This is a genomic window from Polymorphobacter sp. PAMC 29334 (genome assembly GCF_019431245.1).
GTDB classification, from domain to species: Bacteria; Pseudomonadota; Alphaproteobacteria; order Sphingomonadales; family Sphingomonadaceae; genus Polymorphobacter_B; species Polymorphobacter_B megasporae.
This window is the reverse complement of the sequence record NZ_CP080243.1, coordinates 1,724,298-1,749,414: the sequence shown is the minus strand read 5'-3', so window position 1 is coordinate 1,749,414 and position 25,117 is coordinate 1,724,298. Positions and strand designations below refer to the sequence as shown.

Below are 25,117 nucleotides of genomic sequence, written 5' to 3'. Positions count from 1 at the left end.
CGGCGGTCGCTGCCGATCGTCGTGCAGCGCGGGTTAGGAGCGCTCCGTGACAGCTTTGTTACGGTTCGATGCGTCCTCGATGACAGAATATAACTGTCGTTAACTGTGGCAGAATTACCCGAAGTTGTGTCCGGTTGCGTACTGCCCAAGTCGCGCAGTCGCCGCGAAAAACCCTGCGATCGTATCGTCGATGATCGCCTTGACCGGCTCGACGCTGTCGATCAGCCCCGCGGTCTGCCCGGCGAGCCCGACCGATGCCTCCATGTCGCCGCCGAAATACAGGTCGAGGATGCGCGCGAAGGTGTCGGGCGGCATCAGCCCGGTCTCGGCCATCGCCGCGGTGCGGGCGGTCTTGAGCGCGCGGATACACGGCGACGCGCGCTTGTTGAGGACGTGGGTGCCGGTCTCCTTCGCCGCGACGATCGCCGCCTTGTAGTTGGCGTGGACCGGGCTTTCGGCGGCGCTGACGAAGCGCGTGCCCATCTGCACCGCCTCGGCCCCGAGTGCGAACGCCGCCGCCATCCCGGCCCCGTCCATGATTCCCCCCGCCGCGATCAACGGCACGTCGACCGCGCGGCGGATCGCCTGGAGGAGGACGAGCGTCGACACTTCCTCGGGGTTCTTGAAGCCGCCGCCCTCGGCCCCCTCGACGACGAGTCCGTCGATCCCGGCGGCGACGCATTTCAATGCGGCGTCGAGCGTCGGCACCGCATGATAGACGACGATCCCCGCCGCCTTGAGCGGGCCGATGAATTTCGCCGGCGACCCCGCCGAGGTGGTGACGAACTTGACCCCGGACTCGCAGATGAAGCGGACCATCGCGTCGTCCTTGAGGAACAGGATCGGCAAATTGACCCCGAACGGCGCGGTCGTCAGGTCGCGCATCTTGAGGATCTCGGCCTTGCAGTTCTCGGTCTCGCCCGACGACGTCTCGATGATGCCGAGCCCGCCCGCATTGCACACAGCGCTCGCAAGCTGCGACCGCGCGATCCACCCCATCGGCGCCTGGACGATCGGATAACGCGCGCCGGTATGCGCGAGGACTCGGTTCATCGGTATCTCCCCAAAGGGCCAATGTCCCTCACGGGGACCGACGGCCTCCCCTTCCCTTTAGGGGAGCGGCCGGGGGCGGGGAAGCCGCCGCGAGCGACCCGCCCGTGGCCGCCCCATCCCCGGGCCGACGCCATCGCGTCGTCTTTCGGCCCTGCCCTAAGCCACACGTCCGAAGTTCAATCGGAGCGGAAACGTACTGCAACTGTAACTGGAACGCATCGTTAACGCGGACCATGTGGATGTCGCGCACCCTCCCCGCCACCCCGGACCTGCCCCCCGCCCCTCCCCGCGCGGTGGCGATTGCGGTCCCGGCGCATAACGAGGACGAGTCGATCGGGGCTTGTCTCGGCGCGCTCGACCTCGCCGCGACGACAGCCTCGGGTCCGGTTTTCACCGTCGTTCTGGTTAACAACAGCCGCGACAAGACCGCGCAGATCGCCCGGCAGTTTCGCGCGCTGGCCATGACCGTCGTCGTTGCCGAGGTCGAGCTTCCGGCCGATCGCGCGCACGCTGGCGGGGCCCGCCGCACCGCGCTCGACTGGGCCGCCGCACTTCTCCCCGCCGACGGCGTCCTCATGACCACCGATGCGGATTCGGTCGTCGACCGCGGCTGGATCGCCGCCAACCTCGCCGAGCTGATTACCGCCGATGCCGTCGCCGGGGTCGTCGCGTTCGACGAGGCGACGCAGGCCGCTCTGCCGCCGCTGCCGTTGCGCGCTCTCGAATGGCGGCTCGCCGACCACCACGCGCGGCTCGCCAGCCTGATCGACCCGCGCCCGCACGATCCGTGGCCGAACCATGTCTGGGCGTGGGGCGCGAGCCTTGCGCTGACGTTGGCGGCGTACCGGCGTATCGGCGGGCTGCCGATCGTCGCGCTTGCCGAGGACCGCGCGATGGCGGCGGCAATCGAGGCACACGACCTGCGCTTGCGTCACAGCCATGCGCCGGTGGTGTACACCTCGGCGCGGCTCCATGGTCGCGCGCCGGGAGGTTTCGCCGACCTGTTGCGGACCTATGCAGCCGACGATACCGCATTGTGCGACGCCGTGCTCGAGCCGACCGAGTTGCTTGTCCAGCGGCTGAAGTGGCGCGCCACGCTCCGCCAGCGGTTCGAGCGACAGAATGCGACCGGTTTCGGCGCGCAGTGGCAGGACATCGAGGCGACGGTATCGGGCCTCGCGCGGCAGCGACTAGCGCCGGCGGATCTCGCTTATGAAGTCGCGCTCGCCGAGCGGCTGATCAGCCGGCTGGAAAGCGCAGCACGTCGAGGCGATACTCGGGCGTTCGATCCTGCGCGACCATTGTCGCTCCACGCGCACCCGCTGTCGCCGCATCCAGAAATGCCGTCACCGCCGTCTCACCATCGAGCGGATAATCCGGGGTCGGCCCGAGCCAGTGGACCAGCATGACATCGGCCCCAGCGCGCGCCATTCCGGCCACCGCCCGCGCCATCGCCGCGACACCATCGCGATCGAAATAATAGATGATCTCCGACAGCATGATCAGGTCGAACGTCCCCGGCGGCGGGGTCGCGGGAAGGGTCGATAGCGCGAATTCGACGTGGGGCAGCGCGGCGCAGCGCTTCGCCGCCGCATCGAGCGCCGCCTGCGCGACATCGAGCCCGAGGAGATGGTCGCAGCGTGCCGCGAGCCGCTCGGTCAACACCCCGATCGAGCAGCCAATCTCGACCGCGCTGGCGTAGCGTTTACGCAGCAGGGCGGCGAGCGTCGCTGAGTATTTGGCGTCCTCATACGCGCTGGTGGTGAATTTCCACGGGTCGGGATCGCCCGCGTAGAGCTTATCGAAATAGCCTGCTTCCAACGACTTCGCCATCAGATGCGTCCTTCATGTGCGAGAAGCCATGTCGCCGCGTGATCGCGCGAGCTGTCGACGAACGGCTGGCGGAGGTAGGTTTCGAGGTCGCGCAGCACCCGGTCGAGCGGGTCGGGGGCGATGAAGGTACTTAGGCCGACGTTGCGCCGGGCGGCGTCGATGCAACCGAGCGCGAGGTCCTCGAAGATCGCGCGGGCGAGGTCGACGTAGGCGTCGATCGCCGCCGGGTCGCCGCCCGCCTCGGCCTGGGTCGCGGCTTCGGCGACGAGCAGCCGCGCTACTTCGGCGCTTCCTGCCGCCCGAGCGAAGCGGGCGCGGAAGACCGGGTCGGTGCCGCGCCCGCTCGCATTCAATCGCCCGGTATGGAGGTGCATCACCCTCTCCACCCCGCCGAGCTGGACCGCGAGGACACGCCACGCCCCGCCCGAGAACAGTGGCGAGCGGTAGTAATCGCCCGGTCCCCCGACCGCCGCCGCGTCGGGAACGAACACCCCGGCGAAGTCGACTGTCCCCGTCGCGGTCCCGCGCATCCCCGCTGCGCGCCAGGCGGTGAGGTCGATGCTGACGGCGGGGCTGGTCAGGTCGGGGAGGAATAGCCGGACCGCGTCGTCCTTATCGCGCGCGGTGACGAGCGGTCGCCAGATCGACCCCGCTCCCGAACAATGGATCTTGCGCCCGTCGAGCCGCCAGCCGCCATCGACCTTCGCGGCGCGGAGGCCGGGGCCGCGCTCGGCGTTCCATACGCCCGAGATGCGCCCGGCAGCGGCTTCGGCGGCGATGACCGCGCTCGGCCCGCCGTAGCGGTCGACGAGCTTGGCGGCGTTGACGTGGCCCTCGAACAGCCGCCCGACCGTGAGGCTGGCGCGCCCGACCGCGCTAAGTAATGTCCGCAATTCGGCGACGTTGCCGGTCAGCCCGACCCCGCCGCCACCGACCGACATCGGGAGCGGAGCGGCGAGCAGCCCCGCCGCCGCAAGCGCCGCAATGTCGACGCCGGGGAACGCCGCCGCCTCGTCGACCGCCGTCGCTCGCGCGAAGATCTCCGCCTCAAGGCCCGCGTCGAGCGCGTCGGACACGAACGGAACATCGGCGAGGGCGGGAGCATTGCGCATGCGTGACGAACCGTTGGCCCCCGCGCGTGTTCCCGCTCGATGCTGCGGCGATTATCCGCGCCACCGGCGGTCGGAGACTGGTGATCGTCGCGCCGCATCCCGACGACGAGACGCTCGGCTGCGGACTGCTGATCGCCGCTGCGGTCCGCGCCGGGATCAGCGTCGCGGTGATCGCGCTGACCGACGGGCAGGCGTCGCATCCAGGGTCGCGCCGCTGGCCTCCCGCGGTGCTCGGCCGGTTGCGCCGGGCGGAGTTGCGGCGGGCAATGGCGCGGCTTGGGGCGGGCAGCGCGGCGGTACGGTTCATGGGGTGGCACGACGGCAATGTCGCCAGCGAAGGCCATGCGCTTGCACTCCGGCGGGTGCTGACCGAACTCGGAGCCGGGGTCGTCGTCGTCGCCTCGCCGCGCGATCATCATCCCGACCATCAGGCTGGGTGGCGGCTGAGTGTCGTGGCAACGCGGGGCAGCGACGTCGCGCTCGTCAGCTATGCAGTCTGGTCACGGGTCGACGCGGGCGGTCCGCGCGCACACGGTCCTATCGCCGCGAAGCGCTGGGCGGCGCGGGCGCACCGCTCGCAGGTCGGCGGCTACATCGCCGACGCCGCCGAGGGCTTCCGCCTCACCGCCGGGCACCTCGCCAGCTTCACCGGCGAGGTCGAGGTCTTTACCGCCGCGCGACGAGGACGAGAAAAAGCGCGATCCCGGCCATCGCCGCCCCCGCAACCGCGACCCATTCGTACGCCAGCCCGAGCGCGATAACCCCGCCCCCCAGCGCCGCTCCGGCCGCGTTGCCGAGGTTGAACGCGCCGATGTTGAGCGACGAGGCGAGGTTCGGCGCATCGTGCGCCACCGCCATCACCCGCGACTGGAGCGGCGGCACCAGCGCGAAGGTCGCCACTCCCCACGCGAAGATCGTCGCCAGCGCCGGGATCGTCGCGTGCATCGTCCCCGCAAACACCAGCAGCAGCACCGCGAGCGCGACGAGCACGACGATCAGCGTCGGCGTCAGCGCGCGGTCGGCGAAGCGTCCGCCGAGCCAGTTGCCGAGCGTCAGCCCGACGCCGTAGACGACGAGCGCCACCGTCACCAGCGTCGGCGAGACGTGGGTCACGTCGCGCAGGATCGGGACGATATAGGTGAAGACGGTGAACATCGCCGCCGACCCGAACGCCGTCGTCAGCAACGCCAGCACCACCGGCCATCGCGCCGCAACACGGAGCTCGGCGCCGATATCGGTCTCGGCGTCGGCAGGGAGTGGCGGCAGCGCGACCGCCAGCGCCGCGATCGCGATCAGGCCGAGCCCGGCGATCCCGGCGAACGCGGTCCGCCAGCCGATCGTCGCGCCGACCCAGGCCGCGAGCGGGACGCCGCCGATGTTGGCGATCGTCAGCCCCGCGAACATCGCCGCGATCGCCCCGGCGGCCTTGCCCTTGCCAGCGAGCTTCGCCGCGACGATCGACCCGACCCCGAAATACGCGCCGTGGCACAGCGACGTCACGACCCGCGCCGCGAGCAGGCTGGCGTACCCCGGCGCGATCGCCGACAGCGCGTTGCCGAGTGTGAACAGCGCCATCAGCCCGATCAGCAGCGTCTTACGGTCGACCCTGCCGGTCGGCAGCGTCAGCAGCGGCGCGCCCGCGACGACGCCGAGCGCATAGCCGGTGACGAGCAGCCCCGCCTTCGGCACCGACACCGACAGCCCCGCCGCGATCACCGGCAGCATCCCCATCGGCGCGAACTCGGTCGTGCCGATGCCGAACGCTCCCACGGCCAAAGCGACGATCGGCCAGTTCGACTTCATGGCGGTCCTTTGCGGGCTGAGTGCGGGCGTGTGCGGGTGCTTGTGCGGACGGCAACGATTGCCGGTAGCGGTCGGCTTCACCGTGTTGCATGAAATGCGGATGACCGCAGCATTGTCCCGACTCGCCCTCGCCGCCGCCACGGTCCTCGCGACCGCCGCCGCCGCTCCCGCACCGCAGACCGAGGGCGGGGCGTACACCCGCTACGAGCTGCTCGCCCCCGACAGTCACAAGTTCCGCATCGTCTACGAGATCACCGCGACGACCCCGGGCGCGACGGCGTACTACAACCCGGTCCGCCCCGGCAGCATCGCCAGCGACGAGCACGTCACCGACCGCGCGACCGGCAAGCCATTGATCTTCAACGAGGTCGACGGCGCGGTCGCGAAAGCCGGGGGTGTCGCCGACGCCGCGCCGGGGAGCCGCTACATCGCCGTCACCCTCGCGCATCCGGTCCCGGATAACGGCGGCGGCGGACGCATCCTGATCGACAAGACCTACGAGGACGCCAAGAGCTATCACCGCGACGGCGATGCGATCGTCTTCGACCGCCCGCTCGGGATCAAGCGCAACACCGTCGTCCTCCCCGCCGGCTACCGGCTGGCGGCGTGCAACGTCCCGTCGCAGGTCCTTCAGCAGCCCGACGGGCGGATCGCGATATCGTTCGTCAACACCTCCCCCAGCCAGGCCCCGCTGATCCTCCGCGCCACCCCCGGCGCGGTCCCCGCCGGACCGTCTAGCCTCGCAAAGAAGCTCGACGACCGCGCCGCGCAGAGCCGCGAGATCGTCTATTACCTGCGCCAGCCTGAGACCCACGCCTTCGACCTGACCCACGACTATACCGAGACCAAGCCGGGGGTCGCCGCCTACGTCAACATCGTTCGCACCGGCAGCACCGCAAGCAACCCGTCGGCGCGCGACCTCGACACCGGCGCGACGATGCCCCCGGAAATTATCAAGGGTGCCGCGATCACGGCGCTCGAACCCGACGCGACCGACGTCACGCCCGACACGGCAGCGGTCGTCTTCCGCTTTCCCGCGATCGAGCCCGGCACGAGCCGCCGCCTGCGGATCGCCGAGACCTACACCGACCGCGACCGCTACGGCCTGAGCGGCGACGAGCTCGTCTGGCACCGCAGCTTCGGTCGCCCGGCCAACGCGATCGTCCTCCCCGCAGGCTGGCTGCTGACCAATTCGTCGGTCCCGGCGAGCATCACGACGACCCCCGACGGGCGCATCCGCCTCGACTTCATCAACCCCCGCACCGACGAGATCGACACCGTCGTTACCGCAAGGCGTGCCCGATGACCTTCCCGATCGACGCCGTCCGCGCGCAATTCCCCGCCCTCGCCGCGACCGACGGCGGGCGCAGCCGCGTCTATTTCGACGCCCCCGGCGGCACCCAGATCTGCGCCCCCGCGATCGCCGCGATGGTCGCGCACCTCGAAGGGGGGACCGCCAACTCCGGAGGCGCCTTCACCAGTTCGGTCGACACCGACCGGACGAGCGCGGCGGCGCACACTGCGATGGCCGACCTGATCGGGGCCGATCCGGGCGAGATCGCCTTCGGGCCGAACATGACGTCGCTGACCTTTGCGGTGTCGCGGGCGCTCGCGCAGGACTGGCAGGCGGGCGACGAGTTGGTCGTCACCCGGCTCGACCATGACGCCAACGTCTCGCCGTGGCTCCGCGTCGCCGCCGATTGCGGCATGACGGTGCGCTGGATCGACTTCGACCCGGCGACGGGGGTCCTCGACCTCGCCGCGCTCCCCGGATTGCTCGGGGAGAAGACCCGCCTCGTCGCGGTCGGCGGTGCGAGCAATGCGCTCGGCACGCTCAACGATATCGCCGAGATCGTCCGCATCGTTCGCGCGCATTCGGCGGCGCTGATCTTCGTCGACGCGGTCCAGCTCGTCCCGCACGTCGCGACCGACGTCGCCGCACTCGGCGCCGACCTGCTCGTCTGCTCGCCATACAAGTTCTTCGGCCCACACCAGGGCGTGCTGTGGGGCCGCGCGGCGGTGCTCGAGACGATCGCGGCGTACAAGGTCCGCCCGGCGAAATCGCTCCCCGCGGCGTCGCGCTTCGAGACCGGGACGCCGTCGTTCGAGGGGCAGGCGGCAGTCGCGGGGACGATCGACTATCTCGATTGGCTCGGCGGCGAGATCGGCGACCGGAGCAACGACCGGCGGTCGCGCCTCCGCGCGGCGATGGCGGCAATCGCGGCGTACGAGGCCAGCCTCGGCGAGCGCTTCCTCGCCGGACTCGCGACGATCGAAGGCCTGCGGCTGTACGGCCCGCCGACGATGGCCGGGCGCGTCCCGACCTTCGCCTTCACCATCGACGGCATCGCGCCCGACGCGATCGCCGCGCACCTCGCCGCCGAGGGCATCTGCGGCTGGTCGGGCGATTTCTACGCAGTCGAAGTCATCGCGCGTCTCGGTCTGGCGCAGAGCGGCGGCCTCGTCCGCCTTGGGTTAGCACATTATTCGACCGTCGAGGAAGTCGACCGGACGATTGCGGCGCTGTCGGGACTGCGGCGCTAAAGCACGACCGTTTGCTGCAATCATCCCGCGAAGGCGGGGATCCATCACCCCAACTGTCCGTGGTGATGGGTCCCCGCCTTCGCGGGGATGACGCTCGTTGTATAAATAGGCGCTCGATGCCCGGGCACGCGAGGCAGCGGTTCTTGCAGCAGCGGCCGGTGCAAACACTGCTGTCCTACAGGGGCGTCAAAGCGATATAATTGGAGCTTCGAGTCGAGCCGCGTTGGTTCGGCATCGCGCTCTTTCTCATTGTTGGTCGGGACGAGTGACCCAACTGCGCTGCCTTTCCTGCTCGCCTCCTCTTTAGGGGAGGTGTCGGGGGTGGGGCAGTCGCCGCAAACTATCCCTCCGAGAACTCCCCACCTCCGGGCCGTCGCAAGCGCGACGTCTCTCGCCCCTCCCCTGAAGGGAAGGGGAAGCAGCGCGCGAGCATAAAGCTCGCACGTGCGGATCAACGTTCAATACCGTGAACTTCGTGTGACCTTTCAACCCGCAACGAGGGTCGCCACCTTCAATTAACAGCTCAATCGTAATCGCGGCTCGGCTCAAAAAGCGCCAGTCCGGTTCAGCCTAACCACCTCACGTCTGGTTCGGAAAGCACGCATTTGTCACCAGGACCGGGTTTGCGCCGAGCGATGTTAGCAACTTCGGCACCGCGGTGCGAAAGGTCAGCGTCAGCGTGACGAGAGCGAAGCCGGTCTGGCCGCCGCAGGTTCCGCTCGCAGTCACGGCAACGCCCGCCGCCGGGATCGCGACGCTCAAGCCGAGCGCGTTGGTCTGGGCAAAAGTCACGGCCTTGGTCACGTTGGGAACGCCGCCGGTCGCACATTGGCTCTGGTGAACCCCGAGGCACCGCGCGGTGGCGACGGCAGTCTGCTGCATCGCATTGCGCGTCCACAGCAGCCGCCCGAACTCGATCCCGCCGAAGAGCAGCATCATCAGCGGCACAAGAACGAGCGCGAACTCGACCGCACTCGACCCCGACCGGACACCGCGCGATCGACGGGCCGCAGCAGCAGGCGACGACATTCGCGTCATCCGGTCTGGACCAGCGTGCTGACGCTGACCGTCCCGCTCTTGACGATGCCATAGCCCGAGAACAGCGGCGTGTGCGCCCGCGACGCCTGGATCTGGACGAACTTACCGGCGCGCAGACCGCTCGGACAGGCGTTACCGCAGGTGACAGGCGACCCCCAGACGAGCGTCGGCGTCGCTGTCGGGCAATAGCATTGGTCGGCGTTGCTCGCGGTGCCGGACGGTGCCAGCGCGACGCCGAGTACCACCTTTTGGCTCGGGCCGTCGTTCACCACCACCGCCGAATCGGCATACTGCGTCGTGCCCGATCCCGAGACGATGCTGGCCAGCGCGGTCGCCAGCGCCGCGCCCTTGGCGCTCGAGACGTTCGCCTGGCTGACCAGCGCATAGTTGGCCGCCGCCGACAGCGTGTTGTCGAGCTGGAACCGCTTGAGCAGGACCGCGCCGATGTCGAGCGTCCCGGCAAACAGCAGGGCGAATACCGGCGCAATAATCGCGAATTCGACCGCGCTGGCCCCGCGCCGATCGCCAATGACGGAGCGCCGTCTCACTGGACCAGCACGACCGAGCCGCCGCCGCTCGAGTTCCCCGCAATGCAGGTCGACGCCAGCGTCGAGCCGCCGTTGAGCAGCACTTCCTTGCCGATCAGCTGCAGGCACTGCCCGGTGGCGTTGCCGACGCTCGCCGCGCCGTCGAGGCGGACGCTGCCGACCGGGAAATAGACCAGTCCGCTCAGCGTCGTGCCGCTCGATCCCTCGGTAAAAAAGGCGCCTCCGGTCAGCGAAGCCGGGCCGATGATCGCCATCTTGGCGGTTGCCCCGGTAGTCGGGGCCGACAGGATGACGTTGGCATAACCCGCCGCGACACAAAAGGATTGGCCGGCACAGGTCCCCGTTAGTGCCGCGCCGTTCCCGCCGACGATGAGGCTGACATTGTTGGCGAGCAGCCCGGTCGTCGCGCCGTTGCAGGTGACGTCGCCGCCGCCGTTCGCGCCGATCCCGACCGAGCCGTAGACGGTATACACCCCTGCGCCGAGGACCGTTGCACCGGCGGTCAGCAGGCTGCCCTTGATGTCGTGCTGCGCCGCCGCGGAGACGACGGTGCAGCTCCCGCCGCCGCTGGCGATGTTGAAGCTGCCGCCAATCTCGAACACGCTGTTCGTGCCCGTGGCATCGCCCATCTTGAAGGTCGAGCCGCCGCCGACGAGGATGGCATTGCTGTAGACCGGGCCTGAACCGACGTACGACGGCCCGATCCGGAAGCTGTTGTCGGTCCCGGCATTGCCGAGGATCAGGGTCGACCCGCCTTTGACGTCGAGCCCCGAGTTGAGCGCGAAACTGCTCGGTCCACCGAAGATCGTCGAAGCCGCACCGCTGTAGAAACTATATTGCGCGCCGTCGTTCGCCGCTGTCATCCGCCCTATGCTGAACGACCCGGCGGCAAAGGTGACGACTGCGCTGCCCGCGGTCTGAAGGCCCCCGGTGAGCGTCGCGCTCAGTGGTGCCGAGCTGCTGCCGAAGGTCATCGTCCCATAGGTGCCGACGTTGAGCAGCCCCCCGACCTTGAGCGAGGTCAGCGCGTTCAACGTGATGCTGGTGCTGACGGTGAAGTCCCCGGTCACCGCGATCGTCGACTGGGCGCCCGTCACTGCCGCCGTTGTCGCCAGCGTCCCGATGACGTTGAGCGTCCCGCTGCCGAAGCTCGCCCCGCCGTAGCCGATCGTCAGCCCCTGCATGAAGGTGAAGGTGCCCGGGCCGAAGTTCATCGACGCCCCGGTGGTCACCGGTTGGGCAAAATTATACGTCGTCCCCGTCGATCCGGCGAAGGTCACCGAGAGCCCGCCGCCAACGGTGAAGGCGTTGAAATTATGCGGTCCCGACGGACACGTCAGCGTCCATGTCGACCCCGACTGGCTCGCGGTACAGCCCAGCGCGATCGCCTGCGTCTGGGTCGACGAAGGGTTGTAAGCAAGGTCGATGTCCTTGAACGTTCCCGTTGGCGTGGCAACAACCGGTGCGGCCGGACTGGCCGGTGCCGCCAGCGCCCCGGCCGTCGTCAGCCGTCCTCGCGCCGCCGCGGTCTCGGCATCACTGGCAAGCGGATCGGGCGTGCTCTTCTTGGCAATCACCACCGTCGCCGCAGTGCCGTCGGGGCCGATAACACCACCCGGACAGCCCTGGGTGAACGTCGTATTGTAGCTGACCCCGGCGCTCTTGATCCCGGTCCCGCACGGCACCGAAACCGTGGCATCCGACGCGATCACGCACCCTGTCGCGGTCACCTTCGTCCCGCCGGTCAGCGAAACCCCGCCCGCGCTCGGCGACAGCGCGAGGATGCACGAGCCGACCGACGGGCGGAGCTCGGCATACGCCTGCGCCGGCACCGCGAGCGTCGCCGACGATCCGACCAGTCGCGCAAAGATCAGGGGCACGCTCGTCGTGACCGTCACTCGAACCGCATTGGTGTTCGCGGTGCCCGTCGGTGACGGCACGATCGCAGCCGTCACCTTTGCCGCAGGAATGCCGTTGAGAACCGCGACCGCCTGCGCCGCACTGGTCATCGCGGTCGTCGCGGTCGAGGTCGACGTCGCCGCATTATAGGCGACGGCACCGGCGTAAGCACTCAAGTCGGCAACGCGCTGGTTCTCGACCTTCTCCAGAACGCCGTGCCCATATTCGACCACAAGACCTGCGGTACCGATGAGGCAGGGCAGCGTTAGCGCGGCCAGTAGGCTAACAGCACCCCGGCGCTGGGCAAACAGCCCGGCCAAAAACTCGACAAAACGCATACAACTCCTGCTGCAGGCGTATCGGCAATTTGTTACTATACAGTTATGCCTCGAATCACTGTCTTAAGTAGCGTGTGCTTTGTACGAAATCATACAAACTATGCATGGTGATTCGCGATAATGAAGCTATCATTAGGCCGGTGAACGATCGGTATATTCCAGTCGCATCAGTCATTTCCTCAATGAACTGATACCGATGTGACGATTTTTTAGTTAACACCATCGCTGGCAAACTGATCCGCATTGGTCGCTTCTCGTTGGTAGAAATTGAGGAACGCGCATTAACTATTTAATCTGGTTAATTTGTAGCAATAAAAAAACTGTTGCGGCCTCTATCGCTTTCAGCCGAGTTGGCAGTGGGTAACAGGGAATTCTCACGATCCTCGGTGTTGCAGAACAGAACGCTTTGAATCGACTGGCCTGCAACATAGGATTCTCGCCGACCCGCGTCGCTTGCACCAATTCCGGTGCGGGCATTGTAACACGCTGCCAAACAGTGTGCTGTAGCGAGGCGTACATTATGATGAAGCTCCTGAAGCGGGTTCGTGTCAGCAAGTCCGGTGCATCGGCAGCCGAATATGCTTTGATCCTGGCGGTCATCGGTGGCGGTATCGTGGTCGCCGCTATCGCCCTGAAGGGTTCGATCTCGGGCTCCATGAACAAGACCGCCACTCTGATCTCGACCAATACGCCCACCTGACACGGATCATGAGAATTGGACGTGGCAATCTCCCGCTACGTGCATGCAGTCGAACCAACCCTCTTTCATCAATATCGAAAGAGGCTCGTCGGGCAGACTCTCGTCGTTTCAACGAGGGATTATAGTATGCGCTGGAAACAGCGTCAGTAGAGGGGCGTAATAGTATGATGAAACTTTTGAAGCGGGTACGAGTCAGCAAGTCCGGCGCATCAGCCGCGGAATATGCGCTGATACTTGCGGTCATCGGCGGCGGCATCGTCGTTGCCGCGATTGCCCTCAGGGGGTCGATCTCCGGGGCCATGAACGGCACGTCGAACGTGATCACGACCAACACTCCGACGTAATCGACAGACTTCGGTCCGCGCGCACAGGTCGAAACTGCGCTTGGGCTGTCGAAGACCATCGCCCTACCCTGTCGCAAGGGCAGGTGATGGATGTAGTGCGTAGTTGCTTACTGTTGCTTAACCACAGGAATTGCCAGTAGTGCCGCAACGGTCGCTTTTCATGCTTATTGGCGCGATCGTTCTCGGTCTTCTTGCTGTCCTGCTCATGCGTACCTACATCGGAACGGGGGGTAGTTCCGGCGTCGCGACAGCCGCGATTGCTCCCCGTTCTACCCCGGTGGTCGTCGCCTCGAGTGACCTCCCGCCCGCGGCTGCGATCGACAAAACCAAGCTCAAGCTGATCGACTGGCCTGCCGACAGTGTTCCTGCCGGTAGTTTCCGGTCGCTCGCCGCAATCCCTGCAGACCGCGGGTTAATGCTGCCGATGGTCGCTGGCGAGCCATTGCTTGCCGGCCGGATGACCGGCGGCACCGCGCGTCCCGGCATCGCTCCCAGGATCGCCGATGGCATGCGTGCCGCCACGGTGCGCGTCACCGACGTCACCGGCACCGGCGGCTTCATCCTGCCCGGAGCGCGCGTCGACGTTCTCATCACCCAGGCGGCGACGCAGAGCAACACGCCGTTCAACGACGTCCTGTTCGAGAATGTACGGGTGATCGCGGTCAACCAGGACGCCAACGAAGCCAAGGACAAGCCCGAGGTCGCACAGACCGTGACGATCGAAATCACTCCGGTCCAATCGCAAAAGCTCGCACTCGCCCAGACCGTCGGCACGGTCAGCCTCGTCCTGCGCAATCCGGCAAACGCCGCTTCTGGGCCGATCACAACGGTCCATGTCAGCGATCTGCGTGCAAGCCCCGCAACCTCGTCAGCCGACCATGCTCCGCGCCGGATTCTCCACGTGAGCCGCCGCGAACCTGTCGCTACCGCAAGGACAAGCGTCGAAATCGTGCGCGGCGTCGACCGTGCCACCTACCAGATCGCGCGGAGCCAATAATGCCGGTTACATGTTCACCGGCCCGACGGAGCCTGCTCGCGTCCGCGCGGCGCCAGCACAAAGCGGGATGTATGGCGCTAATTGTTGCCGCCGTATTCGCCTCGATTAGGCCGTCGTCGGCGACGGCACAGGTCGCCAGCCTTGCTGGGCTGGCGGGTCAGCAGTTGGCCGTCGTCCAGGGCAAGAGCCAGCTGCTCCGAATTGGCCGCCCGTTCGCTCAGGTGCTCATCGGCGACCCGGCGGTCGCCGACATCCTGCCGATGAATGGCGACACGATCTACGTCTTGGGTAAGAAAATCGGGACTACCAACCTCACCGTCTACGACCGCAGCCATACACTTGTTGCGGTGATCGACCTCGCCGTCGGTCCGGATGCGGCGGGACTGCGGACGCAGCTCGCGGCGTTGCTGCCGGATGAAAAGATCGGCGTTCGTCCGACCAGCGACTCACTCCTGCTGGAAGGGACCGTATCGAACGCCGTCGTTGCCGAACGCGCGATGCATCTCGCTGAAGTGTTCGCGCCGGGAAAGGCGATCAACTTCCTCGCTCTTGGCGCACCTCAACAGGTCCTCCTCGAAGTCCGTTTCTCGGAAATGCAGCGGAGCACGGCGCGCTCGCTCGGGATTCGCACATTGGCGCTTTCGAACAGCGGCAACTTCTCCTCGCAGACCGGCAGCACGAGCACCGATTCGACGGCGACGATCGGCGGCAGCTTCGGTATCGGCGCGGTCAACATCAATGTTGCCCTCGATGCGCTCGAGCAGAAGGGCTTGGTTACGACCCTCGCACAACCCAACCTCGTCGCGCTTTCAGGAGAGACCGCATCGTTCCTCGCAGGCGGCGAGTTTCCCGTACCCATCGCATCGTCGCCTGCAACCGCCGGAGCGATCGCGACGATCACCGTCGCCCCCAAAGAGTTCGGCGTCAGCCTAGGCTTTACCCCCACGGTGCTCGCCGACGGCATGATCAACCTTGTCGTTGCTCCCGAAGTCAGCGCGATCGATCCCGCGGCGTCGATCACGCTCAACAGCATCGTCATCCCGGGGCTGCGCACCCGGCGGGCGAAGACCACGCTCGAACTGCGTGACGGCGAGAGCTTCGCAATCGCCGGGCTGATCGGTGCCGATTTCGCCGACACGATCCGGCAGGTTCCGCTGCTCGGCAGCCTACCGATCATTGGCGCGCTGTTCCGCTCGACACGCTTCGACCGCAGCGAAACCGAGCTCGTCATCACCGTCACCCCGCACCTTGTCCACCCGGTGAAACCCGAGGCGCTCCACTTGCCGACCGAGCAATTCCGCGCGCCCGACGAAGCCAGCCAGTTCCTGCTCGGCGCCCGCCAGGCGCCCCATGAGGTCAAGCCATGATCCTGATCATCGCCGCCGCCAGCTTCCTGGCGACGCCGCTCGCGGCATTCAATGCCGATCCGCATCTCGGCGACGCGACGCGCGCCAATCTGGAGGCGATGATCGTCCCGCCCGGCCCTCGCGGCCCGGCAATCGAAGGCGGGAACGGCGTTCTGGCCGTCGGCGCAATCCGGCGATTGGAAAGCGATAAGGTCAAGGCCCCCGCCCGTGCGACGACGTCGACGGTCGGAGCGTCCGGTGGATAGCCGGGCAGCACTCAGATGAGCGCGCTGCCCATTGGCATGCCCGAAGCGGCCAGCGACCGGCTGCGGACGTTGCGTGTCGCCGTCGTGGTCGATCCCGCGACGACGTCGCCAATTCCGGCAGTCGCGCTCGCGTCGGCCAATCTTCATCTTCACCTCGTTCCGCTCACCGAACTCGACCCGGCGCTGCCGTTTATGCGTCAGGCCGACGTCGTCATCGTCGAGGTGAGGCTCGATCGGCCGGGTGAAATCGAGACCTTCGCCCGCGTCGTCGCCGAGCAGCCGCGTCCGGTGATCGCCGCGGCCCGTGCCCTCGACGCGTCGGCCGTGCGGTCGCTGATGCGGGCGGGTGCGGTCGATGCGGTGGCGCTCCCGCTCGATGTCCGCGACCTCCACGAGGCACTCGACGCCGCGCGGCGGACGCTCTCCACTCGCCCGCAGGCGGCGGCAAAGGGCCGGATCATCAGTTTCCTCCGCGCGGTCGGTGGCGCTGGCGCTACCGCGATAGCAACCCAGATCGGCTGCTTGTGGAGCGTCCGCCAGACGACCTGCCTGATCGACTTCGACCTGCAGTTCGGGGCGGTTGCGCTATACCTCGACATGCAGCCGCAACTCGGCATGCTCGACCTGATCGAGGCGCGCGACCGGCTCGATCATACGCTGTTCGCGACGATCACTGCGCAGCACAGTTCGGGCCTGACGATCATCGCGGCCCCGCGCGACATCGCCCCGCTCGAATCGCTGACCCCGGCGATCGTCGCACAAATCCTGACCCTCGCGGCGCAGACGTTCGAGGTCGTGCTGGTCGACCTGCCCGCGGCGTGGACGCCGTGGTCGCTTGCAGCGCTGGCGCATTCCGATGCCGCGTGCCTCGTCACCAACCTGAGCGTGCCGGGACTGCGCCAGGCGCGGCGGCAGCTCGATCTGATCGAGGCCAACGGTGTCTCGGCGCCGCTCAAGATCGTGCTCAATCGCGTTCCCAAAACGCTGTTCCGCACCATCGACATGGGCGACAGCGAGCGCGTCCTGCGGCGGCGGGTCGACTACACGATCGCCAACGATTTCGCGACGATGACGAGCGCGATCGACCAGGGGCGGCCGATCGGCAGCATCCGGAGCCGCTCGCCGCTCGAAGCGGACCTCATCGGCCTGATCACGGGCCTGACCACGGTGCTTGCAGCATGATATGGCCGACCCGCAAATCGTCGCTCGTGCCCCCGCTCGTCGTCCAGCCGCGCCCGGCGGCGCCAGCGAGCATGCCGGCCAAAGCCGCGGCTTCCGCCATCGTCGCGCCGCAACGCGAGCGGCGGACCGATCTCAAGGTCGACCTTCACCAGCGGCTGATCGAGCGGATCAACCTGTCGGCGCTCGACACGATGAGCCGCGAGCAGATCGCGGTCGAGGTCAGCGACATCGTCCAAGACATGCTCGTCGAGCAGAACCATGCGCTAAACCTCGCCGAACGCGGCGAACTGATCGAGGACATTCTCGACGAGCTGCTGGGCCTCGGGCCGCTCGAGCCGTTGCTCAAGGACCCGACGATCACCGACATCATGGTCAACACTTGCAATGTCGTCTTCGTCGAGCGGAAAGGCCGCATCGAAGAAGTCAAGACGCGCTTCAAGGACGACCGCCACCTGCTCCGGATCATCCAGAAGATCGTCGGCGCGGTCGGACGCCGGGTCGATGAAAGCTCGCCGATGGTCGACGCGCGACTGGCCGACGGCAGCAGGTTGAACGCGATCATCCCGCCGCTCGCGGTCGACGGACCTTTGCTCTCGATCCGAAAATTCTCGAAAACGCCGATCGATATGTCGAAGCTCGTCGGCTATGGCGCGCTGCCGCAGGAGGCGGCCGACGTGCTACTCGGCGTCGTCGAGGCCCGGCGCAACGTCATCATCTCGGGCGGGACCGGATCGGGCAAGACGACGATGCTCAATGCACTGTCGGCAGCGATCGACGGCACCGAACGCATCCTGACGATCGAGGATTCGGCCGAGCTCCAGCTCCAGCAACGCCACGTCGTCCGCCTCGAAACCCGGCCGGCGAACATCGAGGGACGCGGCGAGATCAACCAGCGCGAGCTCGTCAAGAATGCGCTGCGGATGCGGCCCGACCGCATCGTCCTCGGCGAGATCCGCGCCGGTGAGGCCTTCGACATGCTCCAGGCGATGAACACCGGGCACGACGGGTCGATGACGACGGTCCACGCCAACACGCCACGCGACGCACTCAGCCGCATCGAGCAGATGATCGGCATGAGCGGGATCGACATCAGCCCGAAATCCGCGCGCAGCCAGATCGCGGCGGCAATTCACGTCGTCCTGCAGCTTGCCCGGCTGAGCGACGGCTCGCGCCGCGTGATGTCGATCAGCGAAGTAACCGGCATGGAAGGCGAGACCGTGCTGATGCAGGAAATCTTCCGCTACAAGCGCACCGGCATGGGCGACGACGGCAAGGTCATCGGCCATTTCGAGGCGACCGGCATCCGCCCGAAGTTCATCGAGCATCTGATCGCGCGCGGCATCCATCTGCCACCGCATCTGTTCGATCCGAGCCATAAGATGGGGACCTGAGGTGGCCGCCGCGATGCCCAACTGGGCGACTCTGACGGCATACGCCCTCGTCTTCTGTGCGACCCTATTGTTCGCCGACTTCGCCATGGGGACGATCAGCGCGCGCCGGTCAAAGCAGGCGGTCAACCGCCGCCTCGGCCTGATCGCCGCCGGCAAGTCGCGCGTCGAGGTCATGCAGCTTCTGCGCCCGCAACGTCGCGGCGCGACGCGTGGATCGCTGCTTGGACCCGTCGTCCGCTGGATCGAACCCAAGCTGACCCAGGCGGGAATGCGGATCAGCGCGCAGCGGATGCTGGCGATGATGGCGATAGCCAGTGCATCGATCGGCGTCGCTTTCCCGCTCGCCGCACAACTGACGACGCAGTTCAATTCGTTGTCGACACTGCTGCTTCTGGCGATCTTTGCGATCGGCGTCGGCTTCGCGATGCCGATCTTCTACCTCAACATGCGGGCGGCGAAGCGGATCAAGGAATTCGACCGGCAGTTCCCCGTCGCGCTCGATATCTTCGTCCGCGGCCTTCGCGCCGGCCACCCGGTGTCGGCGGCGCTCGACCTGCTGACGACCGAGATGGCGGACCCGTCCGGATCCGAGTTCGGCATCGTGATCGACGAGGTCAATTACGGGCTCGACCTGCGCGAGGCGCTGACCAATTTGAGCAACCGGATCGGCAGCCAGGACGTCCAGATGTTCGTGGTTTGCGTCGCGATCCAGAACGAGACCGGCGGCAATCTCGCGGAGATCCTCGAAGGGCTGACCAAGGTCATCCGCGAGCGGATGGGCATGGTGATGAAGGTCAAGGCGCTGGCGAGCGAGGGTAAGATGATCGGCACGATGCTGTCGATCCTGCCGCTGTTCACCTTCACCGTCGTCTTCACGAGCTCCCCGGAATTCTATCTCGATGTCGCCGGTGATCCGTGGTTCATGCCCGGCGTCGGCATCATCCTCAGCCTCTACACCCTCGGCATCCTGACAATCCGCAAACTGGTGGACCTCAAAGTATGATCGCACCGATCGTCGCGCAGGGACTGTTGATTGCAGTGGTGTTTGCCGCAGGATGCCTGTTGTTTCTCGGTCTTGCGCCGCTCTTCGCCAACAAGGTCGACCTGCGTCACCGCCTCGCAGGGACGACCGCGCCGACCGCCGCCCCGCGGGCGAGCCTGCGCGTCGACCAGGGCCCGTCGCTGGGATCGCGGTTGGTGCGCAGCATTGAAAAGCGCGGCGTCTCACTGGCCGACAGCAAGCCGGGGGTTCATTCCGAAAAGCTGGTCCAGGCGGGCTTCACCCAGCCGCATGCGGCGCGTCTGTTCATGCTCGTTCGCACAATCCTGACCCTCGTGCTGCCTGCCGTTGGCGCGACGATCGTCCTGCTTACCTCCGACCCCAAGCCGGTGAAGCTGTATATGATCGTTGCCGGGCTCGCCTTCGCCGGACTCTACCTGCCGGGCTTCTACGTCGGCAGCCGGGCTGCATCGCGCGGCAAGGCGATCCTCAACGGCTTTCCCGACACGCTCGACCTGATGCTCGTCTGCGTCGAGGCGGGGCTCGGCATCGACGCCTGTTTCACCCGCGTCGGGCAGGAAGTCCGCCGGTCGCATCCGCTGCTCGCCAACGAGTTTGCCGTCGTCGCGCTCGAGCTCCGCGCCGGTCGCAGCCGGGAGGACGCGCTGAAGGGGCTGGTCCGCCGCACCGGGGTTGCCGAGATCGGCTCGTTCGTGACGCTGATCATCCAGTCGGACAAGCTCGGGTCGAGCATCGCGCAGGCGCTCAAATGCTATGCGATCGAAATGCGCGAGGCGCGCAAGATGCGCGCCGAGGAAAAGGCGCACCGCCTGCCGGTGCTGATCTCGATCCCGCTCGTTGCCTTCATGCTGCCGACGATGATCGCGGTGCTGATCCTGCCCGGCGCGATCCTCGTCAAGCGCGACCTGCTTCCGAGCTTCGCCAACGCGGGCAAATAATCGTGTTCGGTCAAGTCGCAGCCGCGGCGGCCCTCGCCTGCGTCGCCGGCGCGGCCTACGCCGACATCCGCCATTTCGAGATTCCGGACGGTTGGTCGATCGCAGTTGCTGCGCTGTTTGCCGTCTTCGCGGTCACTGCGACGACGATCGAACCATGGTGGGAACATGCTGCGGCGGGGGCGATCGTTTTCTTCATCGGCGCATTGCTGTTCGATCGCGGCTGGCTGGGCGGCGGGGACGTCAAACTGCTCGCTGCGTGCGCATTGTGGGCGGGCTTTTCGGGCTTGCCGTTACTCTTGCTTGGAACCGTGTTCGCCGGGGGGGCCATGGCGGTGATCGCAGTCGTCGGCCGCAAGCTGGCAAGGCCGGGGGCGACCTACCCCGCGTTCCAGTACAATGGACCGCTCCCTTATGCAGTCGCGATCCTTGGCGGCGCGATCCTCCTCGCGAGCGTGCCGCCGCTATTATCGCCGGCGCAGGCTCAGACGATCGCCAGATAGAGCGCGCCGCACCCGAAGACCGCCCCGAGCTGCAGTCCGAAAATCAGCAGCAGCATATCGGCGAACGGCTGCTTGCGCGTCTTGTGGCGGATGACACGTTGCGCCAGCAGTGCGCCGATCGAACCGCCGGCAGCCGCGAACATCAACATCCGGAATTCTGGAATGCGGTACAGTCCCGCCGCCGATCGCGCCTTGTCTTCTGCAAAGAGGAAGAACGCACCGGCGTTGATCAACAGAAAAAACCCGACGTACGCCATCACACAATCGCCTTAACCGAACGACGGTATTTTATCGCAGCCCAGCGCGCTTTCAAGCTGAAAGGAAATAATTAAGCAGCTTTCGTAAGTCTTTAGACCACTATAAGGTAGAGTTACCGGAATGTTTACTGCGCCTGGCTGGCGGTAGAAATGAGATGTTTACGATGTCGAAAAGGGCGTGGTGGTTGACCGGAGCGGTGGCGGCCGCCTTCGTCCTGCTGACGCTCGGCGACATTCTGTCGACCTTGGCGTCATTACGAAATGGCACCGGCGTCGAACTCAATCCCAACGCCGCGCGGGCCGACGGCGGCATCCGCATCGGCTTTCTCGTGCTGAGCAACGCGCTTCTGTTAATCCCCCTGCTGGGCGCATTTGTCCTCGGCATCGGTCGCGCGGCGACGGTGCCGACGGCGGTCCTGACCTATTGGTGGCGGCACGTGTTCGACATCTTCTTCATCAAACCGCTCGACCATCGCGCGCGGACCCGGTCGCCTTTGCGGCTCGTTACCGCGACGATGACCTTGCTCAACCTCAAGGTCGTAATCCTTGCCAACAACCTGCTTGCGGCACATGGCATCGTCGGGCCGGTGTCGCTGCTCGCGTCCGCCTGCACGTCGATCGGGCTGACTGGCGGCACTCGCTATTGGACAGCGTACCTCCTCCTGATCCTGCCGTGCTACGTCGCGGCGGTCGGCATCGGCGCGCGCCTGCTCGCGTTCGCCGCGGCACCGGGCCGGGCTTCACTCCAGCCCTCTGTAATCTTCGGCACGCCGCCCGGTCCGCTCAAAGCAAGCCGCGGGCGCGGGCGCGGCTAGCCGCATCGGTCCGGTTTTTCGCTCCCAGGATCGTTTGCACATGGGCGAGGTGGGTCTTGACCGTCGCCGGCGACAGGGCGAGCGATTGCGCGACTTCCTTGTTCGACAGGCCATTCGCGACCAGCCGCAGGACCGCGATCTGACGGTCGGTCAAGCCTGGGCGGTCAGCAGGTAGAGCAGACTTCGCCGACGGACCGGTGTCGAGACGCGACGCGGCGATCTCGGCAAGACGAGGCGGCAGATAGCGGCCGCCGGCAGCGATCAAGCGGAGCGCCGCTTCGATGATCTGACCATTCGAAGTCTTCCCCGCGAAACCGGCAATTCCGAGATCGAGCAGGTCGAGCAGCAGGCGGTCGTCTTCGGTCCCGGTCACGATGAGGATCGCAGTTTCCGGCGATGCCTCGCGAATTCCGCGAACCCCGACAAGCGGCGACGCGCCGGGCATCATCAGGTCGACGATCGCAACGTCGGGCTGGCCCGCAGCGGCGGCGGCCCATGCGCTCGTGAAGTCGCCGACCTCGGTCACGGCAACATCGGGCCACGCCATGCGAACGGTCCCTGCGAGCGCCTCACGCATCAGGACATGGTCGTCGGCGATGAGGCACGCCTTCATGCCGCAAGTTCTCCGTGCCGCCTGGCAGACGACGCGACCGACGCAGCGCCGAATTCGAGATAGAACGCCGCGCCCCGTCGCCAGCGAGCATCGAGTCCGGCGCTGCCCGCCATCACGATCGCCAGCCGGCGCGCCGATGACAGGCCGAGACCGAAGCCGTTGCGTTGCGCCGCGCCGCCGGTATCGGCCTGGTAGTAATCGTCGAAGATGTGCCGGGCATCGATCGGCGCGACGCCGACACCGTCGTCGATGACCCACAAGCGAACGATGTCGCCCTGCCGCCGTGCCCCCAGCAATATTCGTCGCCCCCGGCTATGCTGGATCGCGTTGTCGATGAGGTTGCCGAGCGCGCGTTCGATTAGAGGCGGATCGAGCAGGAGCGACAGCCGTGCGCCAGTGGTGCGCAGGGCGATTCCCGCCGCCGCCGCAGCCGGCGCATACTGTGCAGCAACCCGGGCGAGGAGCGGACCGACCGCGACCTGCGATCGGTGCGGCTCGACCGCGTCCGCCTCGAGCCGAAGGTGGCCGAGCATGTGCGACAGCAGTTGATCGGCGGAGGCGAAGGCGCGGCGGACGCCTTCGATCGCCTTCGCCCGCGCGAGGTCGTCGGTCGTCCGTAGGCTTTGGTCGAAAAACAATGCAGCCGCTGCAAGGGGTTGGCCGAGATCGTGCGACGCTGCGGCGATGAATTTGGTCTTGGCATCGCGCTCGGCCGCCACCTCCGAAAGCAGCCGGTCGAGCTTGCGCGCGGCAGCATCGCTCGCCAGCCGGGCAGCGACGGTGGCGCGGACCGTCCCCGCGACCCGGTCGCCCAAAATGAGCATGATGATCGCGAAGCCGAAGATATACAGCGCGGCGAAGGTCGTGAATTCGGTCCCGCGCGTCGCGAAGAAGGCACCAAGCGAGCCGATCACCCCGACGGCACCGCTGCGATTGGCCAGGCTATTTTCTGGGCTGCAGATCAGCTGCACCGGAACGCATCCGATCAGCGGGATTGCCAGCAAAAGCTGACCGTCGAGGCGGAGGAAAGGCATCACCCCCCAGATCAGGCCGAAGCACGCCAGGTGGCTGCCAAGAATGATGAAGATCGCGAGACGGCTCCACACGCGGACGCGCTCGGCGTGGCCGGCACGACGCGCGACCATGACCACCAGTCCCGCAACCCATAAGAGGACGAACGCCGCGGTATAGATCAGGAGCGGCATCGTCAGCGGCGGCGGTGACGCCCGGATGGTCGCATAGCTCAGGACCGACGAGAGCACGAATAGCCCGAGCGACAGGATACCGGCGGTAAGCATCGGGCGCAGCGGATGCGTCACCGCATAGTCACGGTCGGCTTGTTCAAGACCCGGGCTGACCGCGTCGCGCAGGATATTCGGCATGGATCGCGCCATGCGGCGACCTTCGCCGGGAGCCCGCAAAAGGTCAAACCACCGTTCGGCCATCGGCCATCCGGCTCCACCATCCGGCCGATACCGGCGGCGCAGAGTGGGCGGTACGAGTGTTCCAGAAACTGAATAGTTAACGTCCGTACATCCGGAAGCAGCCCTTGACCGTCGATAGGAGACTTAGAATGATCCGCCCAATACGCCGCGCAACCCTTGCGTTTGCCGGCACCGCAAGCCTGATCATAGGCATGGCCCCGGCCCACGCCGGCTATTCGGTCAGCACCTTCGCCAACACTGGACGCAGCTATAATCGCGGCTGTGCAGCGCTATATAACTCAGGCCGGACGGGTGCAGGCTTCATCAACAATGATGGTGGCGGCAGCGATTGCGACCCGAGCTCATACAGCTCGTTTCAGACCGTCACGGTTAGCGGCACGACCGACACCACCGGCACGCTGACGCGGGCGAACGATTATTCGAGCGTGGTCAGCGTCACCGGCTTGCCGGATACGGCGGTCGCCACATCTTCAGCCGACCTCGCAACGGGCAAGATCTACCTCACCGCTTCCGCCGCCGGCCCCCTCGCCGGCGCGAACGCGAGCGCGCAACTCGCCGACACGCTGCATTTCACGATTGCCGGCGCGAACGCGAGCACGATCACCTACATCCCGGTCAGCTTTGCCTTTTCCGGCACGGTCGCCACCACCGACTATGATCACGCCAGCGCCGAGCTCGGCTACGGTTTCTATTTCGGCGGTGCCTCGGCGTATGAATTCGGCGATTACGGCGCTGGCTATTACGGCGGCAATTACCGCTCACCGACATTTGTCTATGCCTCCGATCCGCGGGTCGGCGGCTGGGTCTCCTCGTCGTTCGCCAGTTACACCCCGACCGATACGCGCTTCTCCGGCATTTATGCGATCACCGGCGCGACCGCCGACATTCCCATCAGCTTCAATCTCAGCCTTAACACCTACAATTCGACGCTCGATTATTCGCACGGCGGCGGCATCAAGATCGGCCATGTCGACGGTGTCTCGTACACGTCGGACTCGGGCGTATTTCTGACGAGCGTCGCCGGCGCGGTTCCCGAGCCAGCGAGCTGGGCAATGCTCGTCGCCGGTTTCGGCATCGTCGGCGGGGCAGCCCGCCGTCGCCGGATCGCGGTCGCCGCTTGAGGCTTCGGCGCGC

Annotated in this window: 25 protein-coding genes and 1 pseudogene; 16 read left to right on the top strand and 10 right to left on the bottom strand. The window is 66.6% G+C overall.

What is annotated here, in order from left to right; translation table 11 throughout:
• Positions 1 to 114: 114 nt before the first annotated feature.
• A complete protein-coding gene (locus KZX46_RS12180) occupies positions 115 to 1,053 on the bottom strand; it encodes a nitronate monooxygenase family protein (protein ID WP_219776790.1) in 939 nt (312 codons plus the stop codon).
• A gap of 233 nt (positions 1,054 to 1,286) precedes the next feature.
• On the opposite strand from KZX46_RS12180, the pseudogene KZX46_RS22905 reads away from it, so the two are divergent.
• A pseudogene (locus tag KZX46_RS22905) lies at positions 1,287 to 1,661 on the top strand (glycosyltransferase family 2 protein); the annotation flags it as partial.
• 631 nt (positions 1,662 to 2,292) lie between these two features.
• On the opposite strand, the gene KZX46_RS22900 reads toward KZX46_RS22905, so the two are convergent.
• Positions 2,293 to 2,886, bottom strand: coding sequence for an SAM-dependent methyltransferase (locus KZX46_RS22900; protein ID WP_226896250.1), 594 nt, complete (start codon positions 2,884 to 2,886; stop codon positions 2,293 to 2,295).
• Positions 2,886 to 3,998, bottom strand: coding sequence for an acyl-CoA dehydrogenase family protein (locus tag KZX46_RS12170; RefSeq protein ID WP_219776788.1), 1,113 nt, complete (start codon positions 3,996 to 3,998; stop codon positions 2,886 to 2,888). The genes KZX46_RS22900 and KZX46_RS12170 overlap by 1 nt, the downstream gene beginning before the upstream one ends.
• A gap of 2 nt (positions 3,999 to 4,000) precedes the next feature.
• Between KZX46_RS12170 and KZX46_RS12165 the strand changes: the two genes are divergently transcribed.
• A complete protein-coding gene (locus KZX46_RS12165) occupies positions 4,001 to 4,759 on the top strand; it encodes a PIG-L deacetylase family protein (RefSeq protein WP_219776787.1) in 759 nt (252 codons plus the stop codon).
• Here the strand turns inward: KZX46_RS12165 and KZX46_RS12160 are convergent.
• On the bottom strand, positions 4,665 to 5,801 hold the full coding sequence (locus KZX46_RS12160; RefSeq protein WP_219776786.1) for an MFS transporter: 1,137 nt from the start codon (positions 5,799 to 5,801) through the stop codon (positions 4,665 to 4,667). The genes KZX46_RS12165 and KZX46_RS12160 overlap by 95 nt on opposite strands.
• Positions 5,802 to 5,901: 100 nt before the next feature.
• Between KZX46_RS12160 and KZX46_RS12155 the strand changes: the two genes are divergently transcribed.
• Together KZX46_RS12155 and KZX46_RS12150 are read left to right on the top strand one after the other, a co-directional pair.
• Complete coding sequence (locus KZX46_RS12155; protein WP_219776785.1) at positions 5,902 to 7,107, top strand: hypothetical protein; 1,206 nt, start codon at positions 5,902 to 5,904, stop codon at positions 7,105 to 7,107.
• The gene (locus tag KZX46_RS12150) at positions 7,104 to 8,345 is read left to right on the top strand and encodes a cysteine desulfurase-like protein (RefSeq protein ID WP_219776784.1); all 1,242 of its coding nucleotides are present in this window, start codon (positions 7,104 to 7,106) and stop codon (positions 8,343 to 8,345) included. Before KZX46_RS12155 ends, KZX46_RS12150 begins: the two co-directional genes overlap by 4 nt.
• A 579-nt stretch (positions 8,346 to 8,924) precedes the next feature.
• Here the strand turns inward: KZX46_RS12150 and KZX46_RS12145 are convergent.
• The 3 genes from KZX46_RS12145 to KZX46_RS12135 are packed head-to-tail and all read right to left on the bottom strand — an operon-like array spanning position 8,925 to position 12,168.
• On the bottom strand, positions 8,925 to 9,374 hold the full coding sequence (locus KZX46_RS12145; protein WP_219776783.1) for a TadE/TadG family type IV pilus assembly protein: 450 nt from the start codon (positions 9,372 to 9,374) through the stop codon (positions 8,925 to 8,927).
• 5 nt (positions 9,375 to 9,379) lie between these two features.
• On the bottom strand, positions 9,380 to 9,931 hold the full coding sequence (locus KZX46_RS12140) for a TadE/TadG family type IV pilus assembly protein (protein ID WP_219776782.1): 552 nt from the start codon (positions 9,929 to 9,931) through the stop codon (positions 9,380 to 9,382).
• Entirely contained in the window at positions 9,928 to 12,168 is a 2,241-nt protein-coding gene (locus KZX46_RS12135; protein WP_219776781.1) for a pilus assembly protein TadG-related protein, read from the bottom strand. Before KZX46_RS12135 ends, KZX46_RS12140 begins: the two co-directional genes overlap by 4 nt.
• Before the next feature lie 520 nt (positions 12,169 to 12,688).
• Between KZX46_RS12135 and KZX46_RS12130 the strand changes: the two genes are divergently transcribed.
• The 10 genes from KZX46_RS12130 to KZX46_RS12085 all read left to right on the top strand — a co-directional run bounded on the left by KZX46_RS12130 (position 12,689) and on the right by KZX46_RS12085 (position 20,853).
• Complete coding sequence (locus KZX46_RS12130) at positions 12,689 to 12,868, top strand: Flp family type IVb pilin (protein WP_370647544.1); 180 nt, start codon at positions 12,689 to 12,691, stop codon at positions 12,866 to 12,868.
• 164 nt (positions 12,869 to 13,032) lie between these two features.
• The gene (locus KZX46_RS12125) at positions 13,033 to 13,212 is read left to right on the top strand and encodes a Flp family type IVb pilin (protein ID WP_370647543.1); all 180 of its coding nucleotides are present in this window, start codon (positions 13,033 to 13,035) and stop codon (positions 13,210 to 13,212) included.
• Positions 13,213 to 13,372: 160 nt separating this feature from the next.
• A complete protein-coding gene (cpaB, locus tag KZX46_RS12120) occupies positions 13,373 to 14,209 on the top strand; it encodes a Flp pilus assembly protein CpaB (RefSeq protein WP_219776780.1) in 837 nt (278 codons plus the stop codon).
• Between the two features lie 71 nt (positions 14,210 to 14,280).
• Positions 14,281 to 15,576, top strand: a complete 1,296-nt coding sequence (locus KZX46_RS12115) for a type II and III secretion system protein family protein (RefSeq protein WP_219776779.1) — start codon at positions 14,281 to 14,283, stop codon at positions 15,574 to 15,576.
• Positions 15,573 to 15,821, top strand: coding sequence for a hypothetical protein (locus KZX46_RS12110; protein WP_219776778.1), 249 nt, complete (start codon positions 15,573 to 15,575; stop codon positions 15,819 to 15,821). Before KZX46_RS12115 ends, KZX46_RS12110 begins: the two co-directional genes overlap by 4 nt.
• A 15-nt stretch (positions 15,822 to 15,836) precedes the next feature.
• Entirely contained in the window at positions 15,837 to 17,003 is a 1,167-nt protein-coding gene (locus tag KZX46_RS12105; protein WP_219776777.1) for a hypothetical protein, read from the top strand.
• Positions 17,000 to 18,394, top strand: a complete 1,395-nt coding sequence (locus tag KZX46_RS12100; RefSeq protein WP_219776776.1) for a CpaF family protein — start codon at positions 17,000 to 17,002, stop codon at positions 18,392 to 18,394. The genes KZX46_RS12105 and KZX46_RS12100 overlap by 4 nt, the downstream gene beginning before the upstream one ends.
• A 1-nt stretch (position 18,395) precedes the next feature.
• Positions 18,396 to 19,397 (top strand): type II secretion system F family protein, encoded by a 1,002-nt coding sequence (locus KZX46_RS12095; RefSeq protein ID WP_219776775.1) that lies wholly within the window; start codon positions 18,396 to 18,398, stop codon positions 19,395 to 19,397.
• On the top strand, positions 19,394 to 20,353 hold the full coding sequence (locus KZX46_RS12090) for a type II secretion system F family protein (protein ID WP_219776774.1): 960 nt from the start codon (positions 19,394 to 19,396) through the stop codon (positions 20,351 to 20,353). Before KZX46_RS12095 ends, KZX46_RS12090 begins: the two co-directional genes overlap by 4 nt.
• A 2-nt stretch (positions 20,354 to 20,355) precedes the next feature.
• On the top strand, positions 20,356 to 20,853 hold the full coding sequence (locus KZX46_RS12085; protein WP_226896249.1) for a prepilin peptidase: 498 nt from the start codon (positions 20,356 to 20,358) through the stop codon (positions 20,851 to 20,853).
• On the opposite strand, the gene KZX46_RS12080 is transcribed toward KZX46_RS12085, so the two are convergent.
• A complete protein-coding gene (locus KZX46_RS12080) occupies positions 20,835 to 21,110 on the bottom strand; it encodes a DUF1294 domain-containing protein (RefSeq protein WP_219776976.1) in 276 nt (91 codons plus the stop codon). The two genes, KZX46_RS12085 and KZX46_RS12080, sit on opposite strands and share 19 nt — an antisense overlap.
• A gap of 164 nt (positions 21,111 to 21,274) precedes the next feature.
• On the opposite strand from KZX46_RS12080, the gene KZX46_RS12075 reads away from it, so the two are divergent.
• A complete protein-coding gene (locus tag KZX46_RS12075; RefSeq protein ID WP_219776773.1) occupies positions 21,275 to 21,925 on the top strand; it encodes a hypothetical protein in 651 nt (216 codons plus the stop codon).
• Here KZX46_RS12075 and KZX46_RS12070 read toward each other — a convergent pair.
• On the bottom strand, positions 21,894 to 22,538 hold the full coding sequence (locus KZX46_RS12070) for a response regulator transcription factor (RefSeq protein WP_219776772.1): 645 nt from the start codon (positions 22,536 to 22,538) through the stop codon (positions 21,894 to 21,896). The two genes, KZX46_RS12075 and KZX46_RS12070, sit on opposite strands and share 32 nt — an antisense overlap.
• Complete coding sequence (locus tag KZX46_RS12065) at positions 22,535 to 23,920, bottom strand: sensor histidine kinase KdpD (protein WP_219776771.1); 1,386 nt, start codon at positions 23,918 to 23,920, stop codon at positions 22,535 to 22,537. Before KZX46_RS12065 ends, KZX46_RS12070 begins: the two co-directional genes overlap by 4 nt.
• Positions 23,921 to 24,111: 191 nt before the next feature.
• Here KZX46_RS12065 and KZX46_RS22895 point away from each other — a divergent pair, with 191 nt between their 5' ends.
• A complete protein-coding gene (locus tag KZX46_RS22895) occupies positions 24,112 to 25,104 on the top strand; it encodes a PEPxxWA-CTERM sorting domain-containing protein (protein ID WP_226896248.1) in 993 nt (330 codons plus the stop codon).
• Positions 25,105 to 25,117: the final 13 nt, after the last annotated feature.

Excerpts from the sequence above, each read along its gene's own strand:
- KZX46_RS12180 (WP_219776790.1), bottom strand. The coding sequence starts at position 1,053 with ATGAACCGAGTCCTCGCGCATACCGGCGCGCGTTATCCGATCGTCCAG.
- KZX46_RS22900 (WP_226896250.1), bottom strand. The coding sequence starts at position 2,886 with ATGGCGAAGTCGTTGGAAGCAGGCTATTTCGATAAGCTCTACGCGGGC.
- KZX46_RS12170 (WP_219776788.1), bottom strand. The coding sequence starts at position 3,998 with ATGCGCAATGCTCCCGCCCTCGCCGATGTTCCGTTCGTGTCCGACGCG.
- KZX46_RS12160 (WP_219776786.1), bottom strand. The coding sequence starts at position 5,801 with ATGAAGTCGAACTGGCCGATCGTCGCTTTGGCCGTGGGAGCGTTCGGC.
- KZX46_RS12155 (WP_219776785.1), top strand. The coding sequence starts at position 5,902 with ATGACCGCAGCATTGTCCCGACTCGCCCTCGCCGCCGCCACGGTCCTC.
- KZX46_RS12150 (WP_219776784.1), top strand. The coding sequence starts at position 7,104 with ATGACCTTCCCGATCGACGCCGTCCGCGCGCAATTCCCCGCCCTCGCC.
- KZX46_RS12145 (WP_219776783.1), bottom strand. The coding sequence starts at position 9,374 with ATGTCGTCGCCTGCTGCTGCGGCCCGTCGATCGCGCGGTGTCCGGTCG.
- KZX46_RS12135 (WP_219776781.1), bottom strand. The coding sequence starts at position 12,168 with ATGCGTTTTGTCGAGTTTTTGGCCGGGCTGTTTGCCCAGCGCCGGGGT.
- KZX46_RS12130 (WP_370647544.1), top strand. The coding sequence starts at position 12,689 with ATGATGAAGCTCCTGAAGCGGGTTCGTGTCAGCAAGTCCGGTGCATCG.
- KZX46_RS12125 (WP_370647543.1), top strand. The coding sequence starts at position 13,033 with ATGATGAAACTTTTGAAGCGGGTACGAGTCAGCAAGTCCGGCGCATCA.
- cpaB (WP_219776780.1), top strand. The coding sequence starts at position 13,373 with ATGCTTATTGGCGCGATCGTTCTCGGTCTTCTTGCTGTCCTGCTCATG.
- KZX46_RS12115 (WP_219776779.1), top strand. The coding sequence starts at position 14,281 with ATGGCGCTAATTGTTGCCGCCGTATTCGCCTCGATTAGGCCGTCGTCG.
- KZX46_RS12110 (WP_219776778.1), top strand. The coding sequence starts at position 15,573 with ATGATCCTGATCATCGCCGCCGCCAGCTTCCTGGCGACGCCGCTCGCG.
- KZX46_RS12105 (WP_219776777.1), top strand. The coding sequence starts at position 15,837 with ATGAGCGCGCTGCCCATTGGCATGCCCGAAGCGGCCAGCGACCGGCTG.
- KZX46_RS12100 (WP_219776776.1), top strand. The coding sequence starts at position 17,000 with ATGATATGGCCGACCCGCAAATCGTCGCTCGTGCCCCCGCTCGTCGTC.
- KZX46_RS12090 (WP_219776774.1), top strand. The coding sequence starts at position 19,394 with ATGATCGCACCGATCGTCGCGCAGGGACTGTTGATTGCAGTGGTGTTT.
- KZX46_RS12080 (WP_219776976.1), bottom strand. The coding sequence starts at position 21,110 with ATGGCGTACGTCGGGTTTTTTCTGTTGATCAACGCCGGTGCGTTCTTC.
- KZX46_RS12075 (WP_219776773.1), top strand. The coding sequence starts at position 21,275 with ATGTCGAAAAGGGCGTGGTGGTTGACCGGAGCGGTGGCGGCCGCCTTC.
- KZX46_RS12070 (WP_219776772.1), bottom strand. The coding sequence starts at position 22,538 with ATGAAGGCGTGCCTCATCGCCGACGACCATGTCCTGATGCGTGAGGCG.
- KZX46_RS12065 (WP_219776771.1), bottom strand. The coding sequence starts at position 23,920 with ATGCCGAATATCCTGCGCGACGCGGTCAGCCCGGGTCTTGAACAAGCC.
- KZX46_RS22895 (WP_226896248.1), top strand. The coding sequence starts at position 24,112 with ATGATCCGCCCAATACGCCGCGCAACCCTTGCGTTTGCCGGCACCGCA.